This is a genomic window from Ferdinandcohnia sp. SAFN-114, from assembly GCF_059415045.1.
On the sequence record NZ_JBPFDQ010000010.1, the window covers coordinates 22,869 to 45,292 of the forward strand.

The window sequence follows — 22,424 nt, forward strand, 5'->3', positions numbered from 1 at the left end:
GGTGGTGAGCACCCATGAATATGAGAATTGGTGGATTGGCAAGTGGAATGGATATTGATCAGATTGTTACTGATTTAATGAAGGCTGAGCGTATTCCTTTAAACAAGCTCAATCAACAAAAACAAATCTATGAGTGGCAACGTGATCAATATCGCGATATGAATAAATTGTTGGCAGAACTGGATACGCTGGCGTTCGATATGACATTACAACGAACTTATCAAACGAAAACAGCAACTAGTTCGAATCCAAGTGCTGTAACAGCAACTGCAAGTACTGCAGCATCGAATGGTAATTATAAAATTAAAGTAGACCAGCTAGCAACAGCCGCAACACGAGTTAGTCAAACTGGGATTTCTGCCGCTGGTACAAAAATTGACCCAAATAAGGCATTAAATACACAATCCTTTGCAGGCGGTAATGATTTTAGTGATTTTACAATCGTCACATATAATGAGGATGGCACAAGAAAAGCACCTGTAACGTTTGAAATTGATCCCAGTAAAGATACACTAAATACTGTTTTAAAAAAGATTACAGATTCCGATTTAGGAGTGCGTGCATTCTATGATAGTACCTCTGATAAGGTGGTCCTTGAACGTACAGTTACTGGTGATTTTAATAAAACAGAAGATAATACTGAATTTTTAGGAGCAGAGATTGGGTACAACGGTACTACGGCCAGCTTCTTAGCGAATACTTTACAAATAAAAGCGGGTAATCAGGATCCTATAACTGGTAATTGGACAAAAAATGAAACTGGCGGTACCAATGCGAAATTCACTTATAATGGTGTCTTGACGGTTGAGCCAACTAAAAATGAATATACAATAAACGACCTTACATTGAAATTCAATGCAGTTACTACTGGCGAAGAGACGATTTCAGTTTCTCAAAATACCGAAGATGCCTTCGATAAAATCGTTAAATTCGTAGATAAGTACAATGAAGTCATTGAAAAAATTAATAGTAAACTCGGTGAAACTCGCTACCGTGATTATTATCCGTTATCCGATGAAGAACGTGAAGCAATGAGCGATAAGCAAGCTGAAAAATGGGACGAGATGGCCCAAAGTGGTTTGTTGAGGAACGATTCTATTTTATCCAGTGGCCTTAACCAAATGCGTATGGATTTTTACTCACCCATCTCAGGCTTGAAAGAAGGATTTAGTCAATTAGCTGAGATTGGCATTAAAACTTCATCTAACTATTTGGATAGAGGAAAGTTACTTATCGACGATCCTGATAAATTGAAGCAAAAGCTGGCAGAGGATCCAAATGCAATTTATAAGATGTTTTCTGCTGAAGGGACAGCCTATGAAGATAAAGGGATTGCTAGACGCCTAAGAGACTCGATTAAAGGAACGATTACAAATATTGAATCTAAGGCAGGGAAATCTACCATGACAAATCAGCAGTTTACGATTGGTAGAAATTTAACAAATATTGATGGTCAGATCGACCGATTCGAAGACCGTCTCATGCAAATTGAAGATCGCTATTGGCGTCAATTCACTGCGATGGAAAAAGCAATTCAACGTGCGAATCAACAATCCGCATACCTCATGCAGAACTTTTTCAGCGGATAATAAAGTGAAACTTCAATCAGTGAGGGTGATTTTCAACCCACACAGATTGTTAGTTGAACCAATCGGACCTTTATGGGCAGTTATCTTCCACTACTCATCTTTATTGGATCACAAAATTTTGAGGTGGGGGATATACTGCCCGTTAAGAGGGATAAAAGGAGTGTAACGTAAATGGCAATTGGAAATCCGTATCAAGCATATCAATCAAACTCAGTTACGACTGCATCACCAGGTGAGCTTACGTTAATGCTCTACAATGGTTGTTTGAAATTCATTAAACTCGCACATAAAGCGATTGAAGAAAATAATATTGAAGCAAAAAATACAAATTTGCAAAAGGCACAAAACATCATTCGTGAGTTCATGGTCACGTTAAACATGGATGTGGAAGTATCCAAAAACATGATGGCGATGTATGACTATATGAATCGCCGCCTAATGGAAGTAAATCTTAAGAATGACCTTGAGATTTTGGCTGAGGTAGAGGGACTTGTAACAGAATTCCGTGACACATGGAAGGAAGTTATTCAACTTAATCGTCAACGTCAGCACGGTCAAGGTGGACAAATCTAGTGAATCCGGTAAATAGTCTGTACCGCATTACAAAGGAATTACATGGCATCTTGGCGGAACCGGTTCCACAGGAAAAACGTGATGAGGTCATTGAAAAAATTACGGGTCTCCTTGATGAACGGGAGCAGCTAATATCAAAAGTAAAACCCCCTTTCACCGAGGAAGAGGGGAAACTTGGTGCTGAAATTGTCCAAATGAATGTATTTATAGATAGTAAACTAGATTGTCTAAAAAAAGAGATCCAATTGGATATCGCCAACCAAAAAAAGCGAAAAGTAACGACAAACAAATACGTCAATCCTTATCATTCGGCACCTTCTGACGGAATGTTCTTTGATAAGAAGAAATAGTTTGCCATCTGGAAAAGGTGGCTTTTTTCTTTGACGTATTTACTCAAAATCAGAATAGCTATAATGGTGGGACGCGGGACCTGTCCCTATGTCCCACCATACATATTACAGATTTACCGAATTATTAAATGCTTTTACAGCAGCCTCCGCCACTTGAACATCATGAGGAACTGTACTACCACTTACTCCGACAGCTCCTACAACTTTTCCGTCAATCTCAAGTGGGATCCCACCGCCGAACACGACAAGACGTCCATTGTTTGTTGTATTCAATCCATAAAGTTCTGCTGCAGGAACCGTTGCATCTGCTAAGTTTGCTGACGGCATTCTTAATGCGACAGATGTCCAGGCCTTATTTTGGGCAATGTCAATGCTCGCTAACCAAGCATCATCCATCCGGTGAATCGCAATCAGATTTCCACCTTCATCCACGACTGAAATCACCATGGACACTCCAATTTTATTGGCTTCTTCTTCGGCACCTGAAATAATTTTTTTAGCTAAATCTAATGTGATTTTACTCATAATAATAGCCTCCTTATTTTTAAATACCTTATTTATTCAATATTCCATGTGGGTCAATGACAAATTTTTTGGAAGCACCTTGATCGAATTCAGCATATGCAGCTGTTGCTTGATCTAAGGAAATCAGTGTAGCATTTACTGCTTTCGCAATTTGTGCTTTTCCACTTAGGATCGCCATCATTAAGTCACGGTGATATTTCATTACTGGAGTTTGGCCCGTTACGAAAGTATGTGCTTTCGCCCATCCAAGTCCCAGTCGAACTTTTAACGTACCGATTTTCGCATCCTCGTCTACTGCACCTGGGTCACCTGTAACATATAATCCTGGAATACCAAGTCGACCTCCGGCACGGGTTACTTCCATAATGGAGTTCAAAACAGCAGCAGGCGCTTCACCAGCGCCAGCACCATGTCCGTGGGCTTCAAAACCTACGCAGTCAATGGCACAATCTACCTCTGGCACACCTAAGATTTGTTCGATTTGCTCGCCGAGGTCTGGATGTTCTCTAAGGTTTACAGTTTCACAACCGAAGCTTCTCGCTTGTGCAAGACGCTCCTTATTTAAGTCACCAACGATCACAACAGATGCACCTAGAAGTTGAGCAGAATGGGCTGCAGCCAAGCCAACAGGGCCTGCTCCCGCAACATATACAGTAGTACCAGGCTTTACGCCAGCACTCACAGCACCATGATAGCCTGTTGGGAAAATATCAGAAAGCATCGTTAAATCAAGGATTTTTTCTAAGGCTTGATCTTTATCTGGAAACTTCAGCAACTGGAAGTCCGCATAAGGAACCATTACATACTCGGATTGTCCACCGACCCAGCCTCCCATGTCGACATATCCGTAAGCGGAGCCTGGACGGTCTGGGTTTACATTTTCACAAATATGTGTGTTCTGTTCTTTACAACTACGGCATCGGCCACACGCAATATTAAAAGGTACGGAAACAAGATCTCCTTTTTTAATAAATTCGACATCGCGTCCTACCTCAATGACCTCACCCGTAATTTCATGACCGAGAACAAGCCCCGATGGAGCCGTCGTCCGACCACGAACCATATGCTGATCACTTCCGCAAATATTAGTGGTAACAACTTTTATAATGACCCCATGGTCACACTTACGACCAACATTTAAAGGATTTACTCCCGGTCCGTCTCTAAGAATAAAATCTGGGTAGCTAATATCTTCAATCGCTACACGTCCAGGACCTTTGTATACTACAGCTCTGTTTCCTGCCATTTTTCCTTCCCCCAATCTCCTTTTGATAGAGTTAATTCTCTTGAATTTGAATATTCTCTACCTTACATCTAGTCTAAAAAATAAATCTTTTGTTTGGAAGAACGCACTTTTTTGTGAGAAGATTACCTCAAGGATACTTTTGAGCCAGTGAGGAGGAGAAGTATTGAATGGATGATTTACGGAGGGAAGTCAGAAAGAAACTTGAGAATGGTGAATTTAATTGTGAAAAGGAATTGACCTTATCCATTATTAGCGGCAAATGGAAAATTACGATTATTTACTATTTAGCAACGGGTGGTCCATTACGCTTTAGTGAAATTAAACGATTATTTCCGAAAATAACGCATAAGGTGTTAACGACCCAAGTTCGAGAGTTGGAGGAAGATGGCATTGTTCATCGGAAAGTATATCCCGAAGTTCCTCCGAGAGTGGAATATTCATTGACAGATTTAGGTCAAAGCCTAATGCCGATTGTTTTCATGATGTACGATTGGGGAAAACAAAATATCGAATCTTTTACTAATTAAGGTAAACGCTGGTAAAAAATAAATAGTTGGACATACTACTACTGAAGAATTCTTCAAGCAATCCCATCTAAGAAACCACACAAGTTCCATTCATAACTCACCTTAGACATGCATATATTTTTACACCTACACATAATGTTTACAAATTTACATTACTAGCAGGAAAAAAGGATAACGGGAACGATTTTATCCATTTTCTGGTGGGACAAGGGACCTGTCCCTGTGACCCAACCAAGGCGCATCCGTGACCCACGGGGATAGCTTTGTTTGTGTAAACATTGTTTACAATTTCACAATTTCTCCATATTTATTTTACAAAAAAGCAGGAATTGGGGAGGGGTGTGTAGAATTAGTTAATATAACCTTAATTTAAAAAGGGTTATATTGTTACACAGGTTGGTTACCCTAAAAAGGGTCTTGGCTGTGTCCAATGCATTAGAGTTAAAAGGAGGAGTTCATGTATGAATTACAACGTTCGTGGTGAAAACATTGAGGTAACTCCAGCATTGCGAGAGTATGTTGAGAAAAAGGTAGGAAAGCTTGAACGCTATTTCGATGGCACTCCAGATGCAAAAGTAAATGTTAACTTAAAAGTAAATAATGCGAAGGACCATAAAATAGAGGTTACGATTCCGATGACACAGCTTGTGCTTCGTGCGGAGGAGTCTAATGAGGATATGTATGCAGCGATTGACCTTGTGACTGATAAGCTTGAACGCCAAATCCGCAAGCATAAAACAAAAGTCAACCGTAAGCTTCGTGAGAAAGGCTCTACTCGCACTCTGTTTGAGAATGGCGGGGCAGCTACTGCTACTGCGGTTCAGGATATCGAGGACGAGGATTACGAATTAGTTCGTACCAAGCGTTTTGATTTGAAACCGATGGATAGTGAAGAAGCGATTCTTCAAATGAATATGCTTGGCCACAATTTCTTTGTTTTCACAAATGCGGAAACCAATACAACCAATGTCGTGTATCGTCGTAAAGATGGTAAATACGGCATCATTGAACCTAACTAATACAACTAACTTACGAGTGCACAGTCTGAATTCAGGCTGTGCCTCTTTTATGTAGGCTGTGTTAAATGTCGATGTTGAACCTTATATTTTGTTGATTGGAGTGGAAGGTACGAGATCCTCGAAAATGCTGGCATTTTCTTCGTGCGGTGTAGTTTCAAGGAAGCAAATTCAACGTCCTGCGGGAAAAGCGTGTCCAAGGGAGACCCCGCAGGAGCATAGCGACTTGTCCAGTTGCAGCGGCTAGAAACTCGAGAAATTTCAACTCCTCCTTCAGAGGCAAAATACGCCTCTTTGTCGGAGTTTCCAATTTTCTCGTTTCTGTGCAAGCCGCCTCCACATTCGTTAAGGAGGCTTCCGGACCGCCCGCGGAAAGCGAGTACCTGCAGCGGAAATCAACACTATTAATTAACAGAGCCTTTATGTAAAGGACATTCCTACCATACTAAAAAATAGGGTAAATCCCCCATGGCAAAAAAACCCTACATCATTGATAATACACTTGAGGGACAACCCTTACTAAATGATTTTAAAGCAGGGATCTAGATGACAACTATCCTACAACCTACTCTTTCAAATATTGCAATTATCTTATTTCTATATATGTGTATTAGTCTATTAGTATCCAACCGAAAATCCATTCACAAGTATCTTTTCTCAGCGAGTATTCTTATTCTTACCGCGACTTGTGTTATTTTTCTGTTCTATTTGCCGATCCGTTTTGAAGGATATCAGTTCGATCTCCGCCTTGTGCCATTGGTGGTTTTTTCACTTTTGCTGGGGTGGAAACATGCGATTCCTATCCTAATCATAACGGTTAGCTGGAGGCTTGGCATGGGTGGCGTGGGAGCTATGCCAGGCGTGGTATTTGGTATGGTATTACCTGTGTTGCTGGCTCTTCTTTTTCATAGAAAAGATCGAGTCATGCCAAAGCCGTATACCCTGTTCATTTTAATCATAGCCAGCTGGCTCATCTCGGATGTCCCGATTATCTTTCTCGTACCAAATGGATTAGAGATTTTCAGTGAAATCCATCTTGTTCGGATAATTGCCCTACAGGTATCAGCATTTATCCTATATTTTTTCATTAACCTACTTAATCAAGAAATTGAGTTGAAACGAAAGCTTCGATTTTATGCAGAACGTGATCCTCTTACAGGCCTATACAATATGCGCTATTTCGAAAGTCGCGTTAAGAAAGTCTCAAACCAACGTAAAAAATACATTGTAATGATTGATATCGATCATTTTAAAAAAGTCAATGACACATTCGGCCACTTAAATGGCGATTCTGTTTTGAAGAATGTCGCACAAACTTTGTATAAAATAGTTCACCCCTATAAATCGATACTTGGAAGATATGGTGGGGAGGAATTTATTTTACTATTAGAGGCAGAATCAAAGGAAAAGCTGATGAACATCGTTTCTGATATTCGTAGCGGGATTGAGTCAACACCGTTTTGGGCAGATAACAAAAAGCTATCTATTACTGTATCAATCGGTGTTACTGAACTGAAAGACCCGGATCACCTTTATCAAGCCATTGAAAAAGCGGACAACTCCTTATATGCGTCCAAGCAAAATGGCCGGAATCAAATCAATTATGCGATATAAGTATCTCGTTAAGTGTGGGGTACTTTTTTTGTGTCCAGTTGCAGCACCTAGCCAGTCTTCACCCTGGATAATCTTCTGAGAATATCTTACGAAAAGCTTTGCTTTGAGCAGCTCGAGGTCACAAGCCAATCCATCAAGAAGGTCAAAGTACATCCTTCATGCTAGCTCGTCTTGTGCTTGTCAGACTTTCACTGGATGTGACGACGTCTACGCTTGCCACAGGACGTGGCAGTTGTTAGTAGACGAGCAACTAAAACACCTTACGCGTTTCTCTTTTGTCGAATCCCCTCACATCACGAAACTCGATAATATTTTACCCTTGTCCCTTTTAGTGGTAAAATGGATGATATACATAATAGAAGATGTTCAAAAAGTCCGGTGAAAATGACACATCGAATTTCTTCGTTGGCTTGCTTTTCCGTTGCTCACGTATTAACTGCATACGTTCCGCTACTCAAAACTGCACCGCCTCGAACTACTCGGTCCTTTTCATCCTCCTTTTTGAACACGTATTAATCTCGTAATTGACGAATTTTACGATAGAGGAGCGTACATGATGCTTGGAATTTTAAACAAAGTTTTTGATCCAAACAAACGCACAATCAAGCGCTTGGAAACACTTGCAGATAAAATTGAGGCCCTTCATCCTGAGATGGAGAAGCTTTCTGATGAAGCCCTTCGCAACAAAACCGAAGAGTTCAAGGAACGATACCAAAAAGGTGAAAAACTTGATGATTTACTAGTTGAAGCTTTCGCTGTTGTTCGTGAAGGTGCAAAGCGTGTGTTGGGTCTGCACCCATACCGCGTTCAGTTAATGGGGGGGATTTCCCTTCATGAAGGAAATATTTCTGAGATGAAAACAGGGGAAGGTAAAACGTTAACTTCCACTATGCCTGTTTATTTAAATGCGATCACTGGAAAAGGCGTTCACGTTGTCACTGTCAACGAATACCTTGCAAGCCGTGATGCGCACGAGATGGGTCAACTTTATGAGTTTTTAGGTCTAAGTGTTGGGTTAAACCTTAACTCCATGTCCCGTGATGAAAAAATTGAAGCATACCGTGCTGATATTACGTATGGTACGAACAATGAATTTGGTTTCGACTATTTACGTGATAACATGGTCCTTTATAAGGAACAAATGGTGCAACGTCCGCTTTATTTTGCCGTTATTGACGAAGTTGACTCAATCTTAATCGATGAGGCGCGTACACCGTTAATCATTTCCGGTTCTGCTCAAAAATCAACAGCACTCTACGTTCAAGCGAATGGATTTGTGACAACCCTTAAAAAAGAAGAAGACTACACCTATGATGAAAAAACAAAAGGTGTTCAACTCACTGAAGAAGGAATTTCAAAAGCTGAGCGTGTGTTCGGTATTGAAAACCTATTTGATATTTCGAATGTAGCTTTGATTCATCACATCAACCAAGCGTTAAAAGCGAATGCGAGTATGCACCGTGACATTGACTATGTAGTTGAGGAAGATCAAATCGTCATCGTTGACCAATTCACAGGTCGTCTCATGAAGGGACGTCGTTATAGCGAAGGCCTTCACCAAGCAATTGAGGCGAAAGAAGGCGTCGAAATTCAAAACGAAAGCATGACGCTAGCAACGATTACATTCCAGAACTACTTCCGTATGTATGAGAAACTTTCTGGTATGACGGGTACGGCAAAGACTGAGGAAGAAGAATTCCGCAATATTTACAATATGAATGTTGTTGTGATTCCAACGAATCGTCCGATTGCCCGTGATGACCGTCCTGATTTAATTTATAAGTCCATCGAGGGCAAGTTCCGCGCGGTTGCTGAGGATATTGCTGAGCGCCATGCGAAGGGACAACCTGTCTTAGTTGGTACGGTTGCGATTGAAACATCTGAAATTATTTCGAAGTACTTATTGAAAAAAGGCGTTAAGCATAATATCTTGAACGCGAAAAACCACGCTCGTGAAGCTGAAATCATTGAGCAAGCTGGTCAACAAGGCGCGGTAACCATCGCGACAAACATGGCTGGTCGTGGTACGGACATCAAGCTTGGCGAGGGTGTTAAGGAACTTGGTGGACTTGCGGTAATTGGTACTGAGCGACATGAGAGCCGTCGTATTGATAACCAGCTTCGTGGACGTGCAGGTCGTCAAGGGGACCCAGGGGTAACACAGTTCTATCTTTCAATGGAAGATGAACTTATGCGCCGTTTCGGTTCTGACAATATGAAAAATATGATGGAGCGCCTAGGAATGGATGATTCCCAGCCAATTCAAAGTAAAATGGTCTCCAGAGCGGTTGAATCTGCGCAAAAACGTGTTGAGGGTAACAACTTTGATGCACGTAAACAACTTTTACAATATGACGATGTTCTTCGTCAGCAACGTGAGGTTATTTATAAACAGCGTTATGAAGTTCTTGATTCTGAGAACCTTCGTGATGTTGTCGAAAATATGATTAAGTCTTCACTTGATCGTGTCATTCACGCTCATACACCAAAGGATGAGGTAGAAGAAGACTGGAACTACAAAGGAATCGTTGATCATGTGAATGCGAATCTTCTAAATGAAGGTGACATTTCAATTGACGACCTTCGTGGAAAAGAACCTGAAGAAATGTCCGAGCTCATTTTTGAAAAGGTTAAAGTACGCTATGATGAAAAAGAAGAGCAAATTGAGCCTGAGCAAATGCGTGAATTCGAGCGTGTTGTCGTGCTTCGTGCTGTTGACAGTAAGTGGATGGATCACATTGACCAAATGGATCAGCTTCGCCAAGGTATCCATTTACGTGCATACGGTCAAAACGACCCACTTCGCGAATACAATTTCGAAGGCTTTGCAATGTTCGAAAACATGATTGCTTCCATTGAAGACGATGTTGCGAAGTTTGTAATGAAGGCGCAAATCCGCAGCAACCTTCAGCGTGAAGAAGTGGCGAAAGGCCATGCTGTTCAACCAAAAGAGGGCGGCGAAGAAAAGCCAAAAAAACGCCCAGTACAAAAATCCGTTGACATCGGCCGTAACGACCCATGCTACTGCGGAAGCGGCAAAAAATTCAAAAACTGTCACGGTCAATAAAGATATAGAGACTTCCCAAATTGGGACAGAGGGACAGGTCCCTTGTCCCAGACATGAATATTGAAAAAGGTGAGAGCCAACTCTCACCTTTTGTTTCGAAAAAAATCAGAGACTAATCATGTAAAAATGAGTAAGATAATGAAGTAGGAATCATGATAACTTTATTCAGTAGGGGATTAAAAACCCCACTGAATAAAGTTATAGCCTCCGGCGGATGCCACAGATTTTCAAAGGTAACTTTTCGAGCAGGCTCGAAAAAATCTGGGCGCAAATACGCCAAGGCGAATTTGACTAAATGATTACATCTTGGAGGAAAAATTATGGAATTAGTAGAAATTAAGCACGAACTTGATAAAATGGCTAAGAAATTAGCGGGTTTTAGGGGGTCTCTTTGACTTAGAGGCCAAACAAGCGCGCATCACCGAGCTTGACGAAATTATGTCAATGCCCGACTTCTGGAATGACCAGAATGCTGCCCAAACTGTCATCAACGAAGCAAATGCATTAAAGGATCAAGTCAATGAATTTGTGAATTTAAACGATTCATATGAGAATCTTGAGCTCACCTATCAACTTGTGAAGGAAGAGCCTGATGCAGATTTGCAAGCTGAACTAGACGAAGAAATTCAACAATTGTCTAAAAGCTTAAGTGATTTCGAATTACAGCTCCTATTGAGCGAGCCTTATGATAAAAATAATGCAATCCTAGAGCTTCACCCAGGTGCGGGTGGTACCGAATCACAGGACTGGGGCTCCATGCTTCTTCGTATGTACACTCGTTGGGCCGAGAAAAAAGGCTTCAAGGTTGAAACAATGGACTATCTTCCTGGAGACGAAGCTGGAATTAAGAGTGTGACTCTTTTAATCAAAGGACACAATGCCTACGGCTATTTGAAGGCTGAAAAAGGAGTGCACCGCTTAGTTCGTATTTCACCGTTCGACTCTTCAGGCCGTCGTCACACATCATTCGTGTCATGTGAAGTAATGCCCGAGTTTAACGATGATATCGAAATTGATATCCGCACTGAAGATTTAAAAATCGATACGTACCGTGCGAGTGGAGCGGGTGGTCAGCACATCAACACCACCGACTCAGCTGTTCGGATCACACATCTCCCAACAAATACGGTTGTAACGTGTCAAACTGAGCGTTCACAAATCAAAAACCGCGAACAAGCAATGAAAATGTTGAAGTCTAAGTTATATCAGCTTGAGATTGAAAAACAACAAGCCGAACTAGACGAAATCCGCGGTGAACAAAAAGAAATCGGCTGGGGCAGCCAAATCCGCTCCTATGTCTTCCACCCATATTCCATGGTAAAAGACCACCGCACAAATGTAGAGGTTGGTAATACTGGAAGTGTAATGGACGGCGAGATTGACTTGTTTATTGATGCATATTTGAGATCGAAATTGAATTAATAAGTGGAGAGGGGCAGCCTTGTGGCTGTCTCTTTTTTTGAGCGGAAATTTGCTATCAGCCATAAAAATAAAATAACGGCCATAAATGAAAAGTATCGTCCATAACCCTTATGCTAACGGCCATAAATTCGATTTATCGGCCATAAGCAGGTTCGATGCGCCACTGATCATGTAAAAGGAACGAAGGTCATTCACGGTCGTATATTAATTTATACTCATTTTCAAGCTCTCTTAAAGTCAATTCATAAAGATGCTTTTCATTTTTTTTATAAATTCCTTGTTTTATCAACTTATTAATTAGAACCTTCTTTTTTGACTGACTAGCTTTTCGCAGTAGATTTCCCATTTTAACACCTCTATCTAGTAAAAAAATATGTACGTCATTCATTGTGTTTATTTTCATTGATTCGAGTATGATATTTACTTATCTGTTTAAAAACGATATTCAAAAGCCAAATAATCATAACGGCACCCAAGATATATGTACCAAGTAAGTTAACGACAGTCATCATAAATTACCTCCACCATTTGTCCTTTTCCAATTCATAGAAAGGCGCAAAACAAATTTTGACTCCTAACCTCCAACTCTTGTCATTATATACAATCATACCTTTAAAATTTGTCGATTCATCTGCAATTTACAACTCTTAAATGAATTGTTAACTTTCATTAATAAAAGAAAAACTTGTAATGATTCATACCCCTTGTCAATTCTATAAAAATAAGCCCAACATCACCTCGAAACTTTCAATCTTATTTGTATCAATCAATGAGTGACAGTTAAAAATGACCTGTGATAAAATAACCATAAGTGAAAACTATCAAAAATAGTAGAAATGACTCAGAATATGACTAAAGCACTGCATTTTAATATCGCATATATCTTTGGCTACACCCCTGTTAGGTGTAGCCTTTCATCTGCCTATTTAAAAAACTAGTAAACTATCATTTAAGGGGTTGGATTCTATGAGGAAAAAGGATGAAACAATAGCGCAGTTGGAAGCTATTTTAAAAGAACTTAAATCAGCAAATGAAGAAAGTGCCGCGACTGCGGTGGTCGGCCAGAGAAGAAGAAATCGCAACATGTCTGGGACGCTATTTAAGTTTCTATTTCGAGCTCTAGGAGCACGGATTCTCCTAGTTGCTGTCCTTCTCGTTGCGGTTTCAGTAGGGAGTGTTTGGCTTTTATCTGGAAGTACGTTTAAGAAAGAAAGTACGTTTTTTGTTGAAGATATCAAAGAACTCGCTACACTCGCAACAGCTGAAGCCTCTGTGAAAGCAGTGATCAGACAAGAGGATAATAAGTTGTTTGGAAATGATATATCAATTAATCTTCCAGGCACAAAGAGAGAGATATTTTTAATTGTTCCGGGCACCGTGATTGCTGGTGTTGATTTAAAAGGAATCACCAAGGATGATTTATATGTAAATGAGAAAGAAAAAGTGCTAGATATTGTTCTCCCACATGCAGAGCTAATCCAAGATCCAGCAATACAGATGGAAAAGTTAGTCGCGTTCTCAGATGAAGGAATATTTCGTGGAGAGATGAAGTGGGTGGAAGGCTTTGATTTAGTGGCTGAAGCCCAGGATGATATTCGGAAAGAGGCAATCGAGATGGGACTATTAGAAACCGCCGAAAGAAACGCAGAAAACGTTTTGACTAGCTTTTTTAACAATCTAGACTATACAGTGAACCTAACCTTTAAATAATATGTCACTCTCAATACAAGTTGGTTTGAATCCCACTTTCCCATAATTACTATATTCAAACCTCCTAAAAAACGGTAAAATAGAGGGTGATATCAATAATGGGGGACAACCTTATGAACGAAACGGTTTTATCTATTGAGGAGTTAAAACGAGAGGATCTTATCCGAAAAAACAAATTGGTCGGCATTGTTTCACTTATTTCTATCATTCTAGCAATTATTGTTGAGGTTTCGATTCGTCAGCCACTTCAAATGATTCTCATAATCGGAATTGGCGGTGCGATCTTTCTTGCTATCTTATGCTTACTGATTTACAAGAAACTCCTATTAACACAAACACCTTATATTTCGGTCGTAGGGATTTCGGTGGTTATCTTTGTGATTATGTCTAGCTCACAATCGGCGCCAATTGTCCTTTTACCGTTATACCTATTAACAACGGTTGCAATCTATAATAAACGGAAAACGCTAATCTTTGGCGTAGTTTGTGCCATTGCATTAACGGTTTTATTTTTTCTTACAAGTGGACATGAGTTCAACTACACCTCAAAGGAAATTGTGATTTATTATTTGATCTTTTCGGTAATTATTGCGACTCTGTTTTTCCAGAGTATTGTTACTGGAAGGTTGACTCAGGATATTCAGGCAACGCATAAGCACACCGAGCACCTACTTGAGATGAGACGGCATCATGCGGCACAGCTTGAGGAAAATTCACAAGTGATCAGCGAGAACATCACAAACATCCGTCGCCAAGGTGAGGAGCAAATGCACTCCTTTAACGAGATGACAATCGCCGTTACGGAAATCTCATCTGGAATGAACACGCAAAATGAGGCAGCGACAACCATTACTGAATCCATCGAAGATCTTAATCGAATTGTCCAGGAACTTGTAAAAGGTTCGAACCACCTAAGTAATCAGACCGAGAATACGAATTTAGCAGCTGACAATGGAAATAAATCCATTGACCTTTTACTCTCAAAAATTACAGACTTTCAAGTATCTGTCCATTCAATGTCTGAAACAATGAATTTATTAGTTGAAAAAATCAATGAAACAAATGGGTTTACGGATCGAATTCAGGAAATTGCGTCACAAACGAATTTATTAGCGCTTAACGCTTCGATTGAAGCGGCAAGAGCAGGTGATAGTGGTAGAGGATTTGCGGTAGTTGCATCTGAAATACGAAAACTTTCAGAGGTGACATCAAATACGGCGAATCTCATTTCTGAGAATTTAAAAGAAGTAAACGAGAGTACGACATTAACGCAGAAGCATATGGCAGAAAATGCGATAAAAATGGACGAAAGTGTTCAACTTACAAAGGATGCAAAAGGAGTTTTCACTGTTATCGATGATACAGTGTCCGAACTGAACGATGCCGTTAAGCATTTCGAAAAAATCTCAAACCAAATCAGCCAGTCATCGATTTCCATTGAAACATCAGTGAGTGAATTTGCTGCAATCATAGAAGAAACAACAGCTTCTCTTGAGGAAATTACGGCATCCATCGAAAACCAGAATGGCCAAATGCAACACCTCGTCTCCTATGTCCAAAACACAGACGACGCAACAGCCGAATTGATGGAAATTTTTAAAGAAAAATAGTAGGTCAAGGGGACAAGGTCCACTGTCCCACAATCATTAATAAGTGGGGCGAGGGACCTGTCCCTCTGTCCCAAAGGAGGATACAAATGGTTTATGTGGCAAGTGAAGGGCGTTATGATGGGATGAAGTATAATCGGGTTGGAAAGTCAGGTTTATTTTTGCCAGCGATTTCATTAGGGTTATGGCACAACTTCGGGGGAGTCGATTCTTTTGAGAATGGACGAAACATCTTAAGAAAGGCATTTGACCTTGGGATTACTCATTTTGATTTAGCGAATAATTATGGTCCACCACCAGGCAGTGCTGAAGAAATGCTTGGGAAAATGATGAAGGCAGATTTTGCCCCGTATCGTGATGAATTGGTTATTTCCACAAAGGCTGGCTACCAGATGTGGGAAGGTCCATATGGGGACTGGGGTTCAAGAAAGTATTTGATTTCAAGCCTTGATCAAAGTCTAAAACGGATGGGCCTTGAGTATGTTGATATTTTTTACTCACACCGCCCGGACCCTCATACACCACTTGAAGAGACGATGGGTGCTCTTGATCAGATCGTACGACAAGGAAAAGCGCTATATGTGGGAATTTCAAATTATAATCCGACTCAAACACAAGAAGCCATTCGGATACTGAAAGAGTTAGGTACACCACTCCTTATTCATCAACCGAGATATTCGATGTTTGACCGCTGGATTGAGGATGGCTTGCAGGATGTGTTGGCCGAAAATGGTGTGGGATCGATTGTGTTCTCCCCGATGGCACAAGGATTATTAACGAATAAATATCTTGGCGGCATTCCAACTGATTCAAGGGCTGCTAAGCAAAATACATTCCTTAAAAAAGATCAAATCACAGAGAATGTTTTAGGGAAAATCCAACAGTTAAACGCTCTTGCGATAGAAAGAGGACAAAGTCTTGCGCAAATGGCATTGGCATGGGTTCTCCGTGAAGGTCGTGTCACATCAGCGCTGGTTGGTGCAAGTAAAGTGAGTCAACTCGAGGACAATGTTTCGGCTTTACGAAATCTTTCCTTCACTCAAGAGGAATTAACCAAAATTGAGGATATTTTGGCGCAAAACTAGTTATACTAGTACAGCGCATAATAAAAGGGGAGTAGCCTGTGAGTGATAGGTTACTCCTCTTTTATATTTCAATAAAGGTAATTTGGGAGTGCACACTCTCTTTACATGGCCGAATGGTAATAACCCCAAAGAAAATCTATTTAGTGATTTCGGATAAAGTCTACAAAATGTTGCAATCCTATTTTTGGAAAACGATGTGGTTTTTGAACCATCCATAGTGACCGTGTGAGAGAAAAATCGGCCATGTTAATCTGACATAATGTTCCTAGCTCTAGTTCTTTTAAAACAGTAATCCTTGGAAGAATGCTGATTCCTAGATCTGCTTCTACGGCGCTTTTGATAGATTGAATACTCCCAAGCTCCATTTCGCTCTCAATGTCCTCAAGGATCCCATAATCACGAAGGTAATTTTCAACAATTAGACGTGAACCAGATTCAGGCTCCCGCCAAATCATTTTTTCCTCTACTAATTCATCTATCGTAATTGTTTTTCGATTCTTCCAATGATGGTCATTCGAAGTGACTAAAATAAGCTCATCTTCGGCGAATTTTTCAATTTTTAGGTTTGGATTTTCTATTTGACTTTCCACAAGAGCGATATCAATTTCATTGTTTTCAAGCATTGCAATCATATTTGGAGTATTCCCGATTGTAAGACTGAATGTGATATGTGGATATCCTTTTTTGATCATGCCAAGTATTTGAGGTAATAGATATTCACCAATCGTTAAGCTTGCGCCTATATGTAAATTGACTTCCTCATTGCCAGTCATTTTTTGAACAGCATCGAAAGACCTTTTGATATTTTCAATAACTTCTTTCGCATAAGGATAAAGGACTTCCCCAGCCTTTGTTAGTTCAAGTCTCCCGCCATTTCTCTCAAAAAGCAAAGTGCCATATTCATTTTCAAGCTGGCTAATCTTTTTCGTGACAGCTGGTTGAGAGATATAACTTATCCGTGCAGCGTTTGTAATACTTCCCTCTTCTACCACGAGGCAAAAGAGTTTAAGATTTTCAATGTTCATGGTATCCCTCCTTTCATACGTAATTTCCATATTCATTACTTTCATTATATAAGAATGAGTTCGTATTATTCTATATCGTGAGCAGTATTACGTTTTGTTATGACCTATTATACATTGTTATTTTACTACAACTTAAAGGTTTGATAGGTTAATAGAGAGTCATACATAGGGGGAACGTAATGATGGATATCGTAACAGGTGTTTTACTTGTGGCAATCGGGATATTTGCTGGTGGTTATGGAGCGATTGTTGGGGCAGGTGGAGGTTTTCTATTTGTACCGGCACTCTTGCTTCTCTTTCATGTTGATCCCGTTCTTGCCGCAGGAACAGGACTAGTCATTGTACTCATTAACTCATTGTCTGGTGTTTTTGGATTTGCAAAACAGAAACGGATTGATTACCGAACTGGAATCATGCTAGGTATAGGGGCGTTCCCAGGAACTTTTATCGGTGTGCAACTTCTTCAAGCCTATTCTTCTACGTATTTTTATTTTTTCTTTGCTAGTGTACTTGTCTTTTTGGGCTTCTTTTTAGTCGTGAAAAATACGAATCTGCTAAAAAAGAAGAATATGACGAAGGAAGTAAAAAAAGAAACCGCAGCAACTGGGGAATCAGAGAATAACGTCAGCTCTAGTCTACAAGTAAATACAAGATTACAAGGTAAATGGCTCATTCCACTTGGTTTATTCATGGGGATTCTCTCAAGCTATCTGGGGATTGGTGGAGGCTGGATGCTTGTCCCAATTTTGGTATACATCTTTCGTGTTCCAACCCATATCGCAACCGCAACCTCAATCTTTTCTTTATGTTTATATTCTTCTGTGGGTGTTTTTCTTCAGGTCTGGCATGGGAATATCGATTGGCTGATCGTTGCGTTTGGTGGAGCCGGGATTATCATTGGTTCACAGCTAGGCGTCTTGCTCTCACAAAAAATACCAAGTCGAGTCATCATGCAAATGCTATCTTTTCTATTAATAATCATAGGGTTTCGAATGTATTTTCATTAAGAACCAAAGGGGGATATCTCTTTGGTTCTTTTTTTTTTGTATGGACCCAGAAAACCGCAATTAAATGTTTAGTAAAACTTTAACTAAAATTCATTGACCTTTTTTACTAATGACTCTACAATGTAGATAGAAACCAAAGTATTGGAGGCAAATCCACTATGGATCACGAACAACTTTCAAATAGATTTATAGAAGTATTTAACGAAACCGATTACAGAAGCTTCTTCGCGCCTGGGCGTATTAATCTCATTGGTGAGCATACTGATTACAATGGCGGCCATGTTTTTCCGGCTTCAATCACAAAAGGAACGTATGCGCTTGCTAGAAAACGTGACGATGACAAATTCAGAATGTACTCGATGAACTTTGAAGACCTCGGGGTAATCGAGTTTGACTTAAGCGACCTTGACTACAATAAAGCCCATGATTGGGCGAATTATCCGAAGGGAATGCTCCGTTACTTACGTGAAAAAGGCTATGACATTGCAACTGGTGTTGACGTGCTTTTTTACGGCAATATCCCAAATGGTGCAGGTTTATCCTCATCGGCATCTATCGAGCTTGTGTCAGGTGTGATGTTCGAAAAATTATTTAACCTTGAAATTGATCGTGTTGAACTTGTAAAAATCGGTCAACTTGTAGAAAATAAGTTTATTGGTGTAAACAGTGGGATCATGGATCAATTTGCAATCGGAATGGGTAAAAAGAATGCAGGAATTTTACTAGATTGTGATACATTAAAGTATGAATACGCACCAATTGAGTTGGATGATCATCTCATTTTAATTATGAACACAAACAAGCGCCGTGAGCTAGCGGATTCTAAATACAATGAGCGTCGCAGTGAGTGTGAACAGGCACTTTCTCAACTTCAAAAGGAGCTTGATGTTCAAGCGCTTGGTAATATCACAAGCGAAAAATTTGAACAGTACAAGTATCTAATCGAAAACGAAACCTTACAAAAGCGTGCCAAACATGCGATTTACGAAAATGAAAGAACATTAGAGGCGCTAAAAGCCCTAAAAGCGGGGGACCTCGTAGAATTCGGTCGTTTACTAAATGCATCACACACATCATTGCGTGATGATTATGAAGTAACCGGAAAAGAGCTTGATACGTTAGCAGAAGCAGCATGGGCGCAAGAGGGTGTGCTTGGTGCACGAATGACAGGCGCTGGCTTCGGAGGCTGTGCGATTGCCCTCGTCGAAAAAGACAAAGCGCAAGCAATCATAGATGCCATCGGAAAATTATACGAAAAAACAATCGGCTACCCAGCATCCTTCTATGAAGTAAGCATCGGCGACGGCGCAAAAGAACTATAACAGGGTAGGACACAAGTTCGGGTGGGACACAGGCTGTCAGGGGGACGAGGGAACTGTCCCTCTGACCCAATTTAGGGTGAAAGCACCTGACCCAGCAGGCCCATGACCGAGCCAGGGTGAAAACCCCCTGAACAAAAAAAGGAGCGAATGAATATGAGTATTTTAGTATTAGGTGGAGCGGGTTATATTGGCTCACACGCGGTTTATCAGTTAATTGACGCAAACGAGGATGTTGTGGTTGTTGATAATCTTCAAACAGGTCATAAGGAGGCGGTTCACCCGAAAGCGAAGTTTTATCAAGGTGACATCCGTGACCGTGCATTTTTACAATCTGTTTTTGAAAAAGAAGATATTAACGCGGTGATCCATTTTGCGGCAAATTCACTTGTCGGCGAATCGATGGTTGACCCGTTAAAATACTATGACAACAATGTGTATGGAACACAAATCGTACTTGAAACAATGAAAAACAATAATGTGAAATATATCGTTTTCTCATCTACTGCAGCTACATACGGTGAACCGAAGCAGGTGCCAATTACGGAGGAAATGCCGACTTTTCCAACAAATACGTACGGTGAAACAAAGCTTGCGATGGAGAAAATGATGAAGTGGTCTGAGATTGCGCATGACATTAAATTTGTTTCACTCCGCTATTTTAACGTAGCTGGGGCTCGCGCAACTGGTGAAATCGGGGAGGATCATGATCCAGAAACACATCTGATCCCGGTTATTTTACAAGCGGCGTTAGGAAAAAGAGATGCCATCACAATCTTCGGTGAGGACTATGATACGCCAGACGGAACATGCATCCGTGATTATATTCATGTTGAGGACTTAATTAATGCGCACATTCTAGCGCTTAAATATCTCCAAAACAAGGGCGAGAGTAACTATTTTAACCTTGGAAGTAACAGTGGATTCTCTGTAAAAGAAATGGTTGAAGCAGCTAAAGAGGTTACACAACGCAATATCCCTGTCAATATTGGCGAGCGCCGTGCAGGTGACCCAAGTATTCTAATCGCATCATCAGGAAAAGCGAAGGAAGTGCTAGGCTGGGAGCCAAAGCGTACTTCTATCAACGAAATCATCAAGGATGCGTGGAACTGGCATGTAAACCACCCAAATGGGTATGAAAGCTGAGGGGAGTAACTTGACGATCTACGGAGCTGTACAACAGCTAAAGGAACAGGCTATCAAGGTTGGACTTATTGAAAAAGAAGATAAGATTTATGTTCGCAACCAAGTCCTTTCCTTATTAAACTTAGAGGATTTCGTCCCAACCGAACATGTCTCACCTGAAAAAGACATTCCAACTCTGGTTGAGGATCTAGTTGAATACGCGTGCGAACAAGGTGTTATCGGGGACTATTTTGACGCAAAAGAAATACTTGCAAGTAAAATCATGAACGTGATGATTCCACTGCCGTCCGCGGTGACACGCCAGTTTTATGACCTTTATCAACAAGACCCGGCAGCAGCGACCACCTATTTTTATGAGTTGAGTAAAAATAGCAACTACATTCAAATGAAGCGAATCGAAAAAAACATTGAATATAAAGTAGAAACAACGTACGGCGAGCTTGATATTACTATCAATTTGTCTAAGCCTGAAAAGGATCCAAAGCAGATTGCGCTTGAAAAAGAGACAAAAATCAGCGGTGAGAAGTATCCGAAATGCCTGCTCTGTGTAGAAAATGAAGGGTATGCGGGCCGCATCGGTCATCCGGCTCGCTCCAATCACCGCATCATCCCGGTGCCACTTGAGGGAGAAAACTGGTATTTGCAGTACTCGCCATATGTGTACTACAACGAACACAGTATCCTGCTTTGCGAAGAGCATCGTGATATGAAAATTAGCAAGGCAACATTTGCACGATTACTTGGTTTTGTTGAAAAGTTTCCACACTATTTTATAGGTTCAAACGCAGACATCCCAATTGTGGGGGGCTCGATTTTAACCCATGATCACTATCAGGGTGGAAACTATGATTTTGCGATGGCAAAGGCAAAAGACGATATCAAATTCACGTGGGACTGTTATGACACCATCGAATTTTCAACGGTAAACTGGCCAATGTCAGTTCTTCGCCTAAGAAGCTCGGATAAGGATGCCTTGATAGAAGCGGGTGACCACATTTTACAAGCATGGCGCAACTACAGCGACCCTGAAGTCGACATCATCGCGTTTACGGGCGACACGCCGCATAACACGATTACACCGATTGCTAGGCAACGAGACGGCAAATTCGAGCTCGACCTTGTTCTGCGTAACAACCGTACTAATGATGAGCATCCACTAGGCATATTCCATCCGCATGCCGATGTGCATCATATTAAAAAGGAAAACATTGGTCTCATCGAGGTTATGGGATTAGCGGTACTTCCGGCTCGACTCAAAACAGAGCTACAAGAAGTTGAAAAATACCTAATCGGCGAAGCAGACTCAGTCAATCCAATCCACCAAGAATGGGCGGATGAATTGAAAGCTTACAACCCAACAATAGAAAATGCTCACGAGTTTGTGCAACAAGAAGTCGGTAAAAAGTTCATGCGTGTGCTTGAAGACGCAGGCGTATACAAACGTGATGAAGTTGGCCAAAATGCATTTAAGAGATTTATAGACCATTTTACCTTTATTCAGCAGTAATCTCTTAAATAGTATTTTGTAGAATATATTTTTTTAGCACTTAAATTGGCTGAATAAAGGTAAAGCCTCCGGCGGATGCCACAGATTTT

General features: G+C 40.7%; 20 protein-coding genes. 15 read left to right on the forward strand and 5 right to left on the reverse strand.

The features are described 5' to 3' along the window. Nucleotides 1–14: 14 nt before the first annotated feature. From ACR65M_RS04915 to fliT, 3 genes are all read left to right on the forward strand, one after another. Nucleotides 15–1,589, forward strand: a complete 1,575-nt coding sequence (locus ACR65M_RS04915) for a flagellar hook-associated protein 2 (RefSeq protein ID WP_440272715.1) — start codon at nt 15–17, stop codon at nt 1,587–1,589. A 171-nt stretch (nt 1,590–1,760) separates the two neighbouring features. Further along, the gene (fliS, locus tag ACR65M_RS04920; RefSeq protein ID WP_440272716.1) at nt 1,761–2,162 is read left to right on the forward strand and encodes a flagellar export chaperone FliS; all 402 of its coding nucleotides are present in this window, start codon (nt 1,761–1,763) and stop codon (nt 2,160–2,162) included. Further along, on the forward strand, nt 2,162–2,512 hold the full coding sequence (gene fliT, locus ACR65M_RS04925; RefSeq protein ID WP_440272717.1) for a flagellar protein FliT: 351 nt from the start codon (nt 2,162–2,164) through the stop codon (nt 2,510–2,512). The genes fliS and fliT overlap by 1 nt, the downstream gene beginning before the upstream one ends. Nucleotides 2,513–2,617: 105 nt before the next feature. Here the strand turns inward: fliT and ACR65M_RS04930 are convergent, their stop codons facing one another. Further along, on the reverse strand, nt 2,618–3,037 hold the full coding sequence (locus ACR65M_RS04930) for a GlcG/HbpS family heme-binding protein (protein ID WP_440272718.1): 420 nt from the start codon (nt 3,035–3,037) through the stop codon (nt 2,618–2,620). A gap of 28 nt (nt 3,038–3,065) precedes the next feature. Next, entirely contained in the window at nt 3,066–4,283 is a 1,218-nt protein-coding gene (fdhA, locus tag ACR65M_RS04935) for a formaldehyde dehydrogenase, glutathione-independent (RefSeq protein ID WP_440272719.1), read from the reverse strand. A gap of 167 nt (nt 4,284–4,450) precedes the next feature. On the opposite strand from fdhA, the gene ACR65M_RS04940 reads away from it, so the two are divergent. The 5 genes from ACR65M_RS04940 (at nt 4,451) to prfB (ending at nt 11,929) form a co-directional block, all read left to right on the forward strand. Continuing rightward, nucleotides 4,451–4,810 carry a winged helix-turn-helix transcriptional regulator gene (locus ACR65M_RS04940; protein WP_440272720.1) on the forward strand — a complete coding sequence of 120 codons (360 nt, stop codon included), beginning with the start codon at nt 4,451–4,453 and terminating at the stop codon, nt 4,808–4,810. Between the two features lie 461 nt (nt 4,811–5,271). Continuing rightward, a complete protein-coding gene (hpf, locus tag ACR65M_RS04945) occupies nt 5,272–5,829 on the forward strand; it encodes a ribosome hibernation-promoting factor, HPF/YfiA family (protein WP_121445788.1) in 558 nt (185 codons plus the stop codon). A 543-nt stretch (nt 5,830–6,372) separates the two neighbouring features. Next, entirely contained in the window at nt 6,373–7,440 is a 1,068-nt protein-coding gene (locus ACR65M_RS04950; protein WP_440272721.1) for a GGDEF domain-containing protein, read from the forward strand. A 556-nt stretch (nt 7,441–7,996) separates the two neighbouring features. Beyond that, nucleotides 7,997–10,507, forward strand: a complete 2,511-nt coding sequence (gene secA / locus ACR65M_RS04955; protein WP_341333590.1) for a preprotein translocase subunit SecA — start codon at nt 7,997–7,999, stop codon at nt 10,505–10,507. 320 nt (nt 10,508–10,827) lie between these two features. Next, a protein-coding gene (gene prfB / locus ACR65M_RS04960) for a peptide chain release factor 2 (RefSeq protein WP_121445791.1) occupies nt 10,828–11,929 on the forward strand; the annotation gives its coding sequence in 2 pieces (ribosomal slippage) (nt 10,828–10,899 and nt 10,901–11,929; 1,101 coding nt in all). A gap of 187 nt (nt 11,930–12,116) precedes the next feature. Here the strand turns inward: prfB and ACR65M_RS04965 are convergent. Both ACR65M_RS04965 and ACR65M_RS04970 read right to left on the reverse strand, forming a co-directional pair. Continuing rightward, complete coding sequence (locus ACR65M_RS04965) at nt 12,117–12,275, reverse strand: Fur-regulated basic protein FbpA (RefSeq protein ID WP_121445792.1); 159 nt, start codon at nt 12,273–12,275, stop codon at nt 12,117–12,119. A 34-nt stretch (nt 12,276–12,309) separates the two neighbouring features. After that, complete coding sequence (locus ACR65M_RS04970) at nt 12,310–12,441, reverse strand: hypothetical protein (protein WP_440272722.1); 132 nt, start codon at nt 12,439–12,441, stop codon at nt 12,310–12,312. Nucleotides 12,442–12,895: 454 nt separating this feature from the next. Here ACR65M_RS04970 and ACR65M_RS04975 point away from each other — a divergent pair, with 454 nt between their 5' ends. The 3 genes from ACR65M_RS04975 to mgrA all read left to right on the forward strand — a co-directional run bounded on the left by ACR65M_RS04975 (nt 12,896) and on the right by mgrA (nt 16,331). Then, on the forward strand, nt 12,896–13,639 hold the full coding sequence (locus ACR65M_RS04975; protein ID WP_440272723.1) for a DUF4230 domain-containing protein: 744 nt from the start codon (nt 12,896–12,898) through the stop codon (nt 13,637–13,639). Nucleotides 13,640–13,752: 113 nt separating this feature from the next. Next, a complete protein-coding gene (locus ACR65M_RS04980) occupies nt 13,753–15,249 on the forward strand; it encodes a methyl-accepting chemotaxis protein (protein ID WP_165918116.1) in 1,497 nt (498 codons plus the stop codon). Between the two features lie 86 nt (nt 15,250–15,335). Continuing rightward, nucleotides 15,336–16,331 (forward strand): L-glyceraldehyde 3-phosphate reductase, encoded by a 996-nt coding sequence (gene mgrA / locus ACR65M_RS04985; protein ID WP_440272724.1) that lies wholly within the window; start codon nt 15,336–15,338, stop codon nt 16,329–16,331. A gap of 140 nt (nt 16,332–16,471) precedes the next feature. Here the strand turns inward: mgrA and ACR65M_RS04990 are convergent, their stop codons facing one another. Next, on the reverse strand, nt 16,472–17,356 hold the full coding sequence (locus ACR65M_RS04990; protein ID WP_440272725.1) for a LysR family transcriptional regulator: 885 nt from the start codon (nt 17,354–17,356) through the stop codon (nt 16,472–16,474). 182 nt (nt 17,357–17,538) lie between these two features. Here ACR65M_RS04990 and ACR65M_RS04995 point away from each other — a divergent pair, with 182 nt between their 5' ends. The 4 genes from ACR65M_RS04995 to galT all read left to right on the forward strand — a co-directional run bounded on the left by ACR65M_RS04995 (nt 17,539) and on the right by galT (nt 22,335). Continuing rightward, complete coding sequence (locus ACR65M_RS04995) at nt 17,539–18,363, forward strand: sulfite exporter TauE/SafE family protein (protein ID WP_440272742.1); 825 nt, start codon at nt 17,539–17,541, stop codon at nt 18,361–18,363. 158 nt (nt 18,364–18,521) lie between these two features. Beyond that, complete coding sequence (locus ACR65M_RS05000; RefSeq protein ID WP_440272726.1) at nt 18,522–19,685, forward strand: galactokinase; 1,164 nt, start codon at nt 18,522–18,524, stop codon at nt 19,683–19,685. Nucleotides 19,686–19,838: 153 nt separating this feature from the next. Further along, nucleotides 19,839–20,828, forward strand: coding sequence for a UDP-glucose 4-epimerase GalE (gene galE, locus ACR65M_RS05005; RefSeq protein WP_440272727.1), 990 nt, complete (start codon nt 19,839–19,841; stop codon nt 20,826–20,828). Nucleotides 20,829–20,838: 10 nt separating this feature from the next. Next, the gene (gene galT / locus ACR65M_RS05010; protein WP_440272728.1) at nt 20,839–22,335 is read left to right on the forward strand and encodes a UDP-glucose--hexose-1-phosphate uridylyltransferase; all 1,497 of its coding nucleotides are present in this window, start codon (nt 20,839–20,841) and stop codon (nt 22,333–22,335) included. Nucleotides 22,336–22,424: the final 89 nt, after the last annotated feature.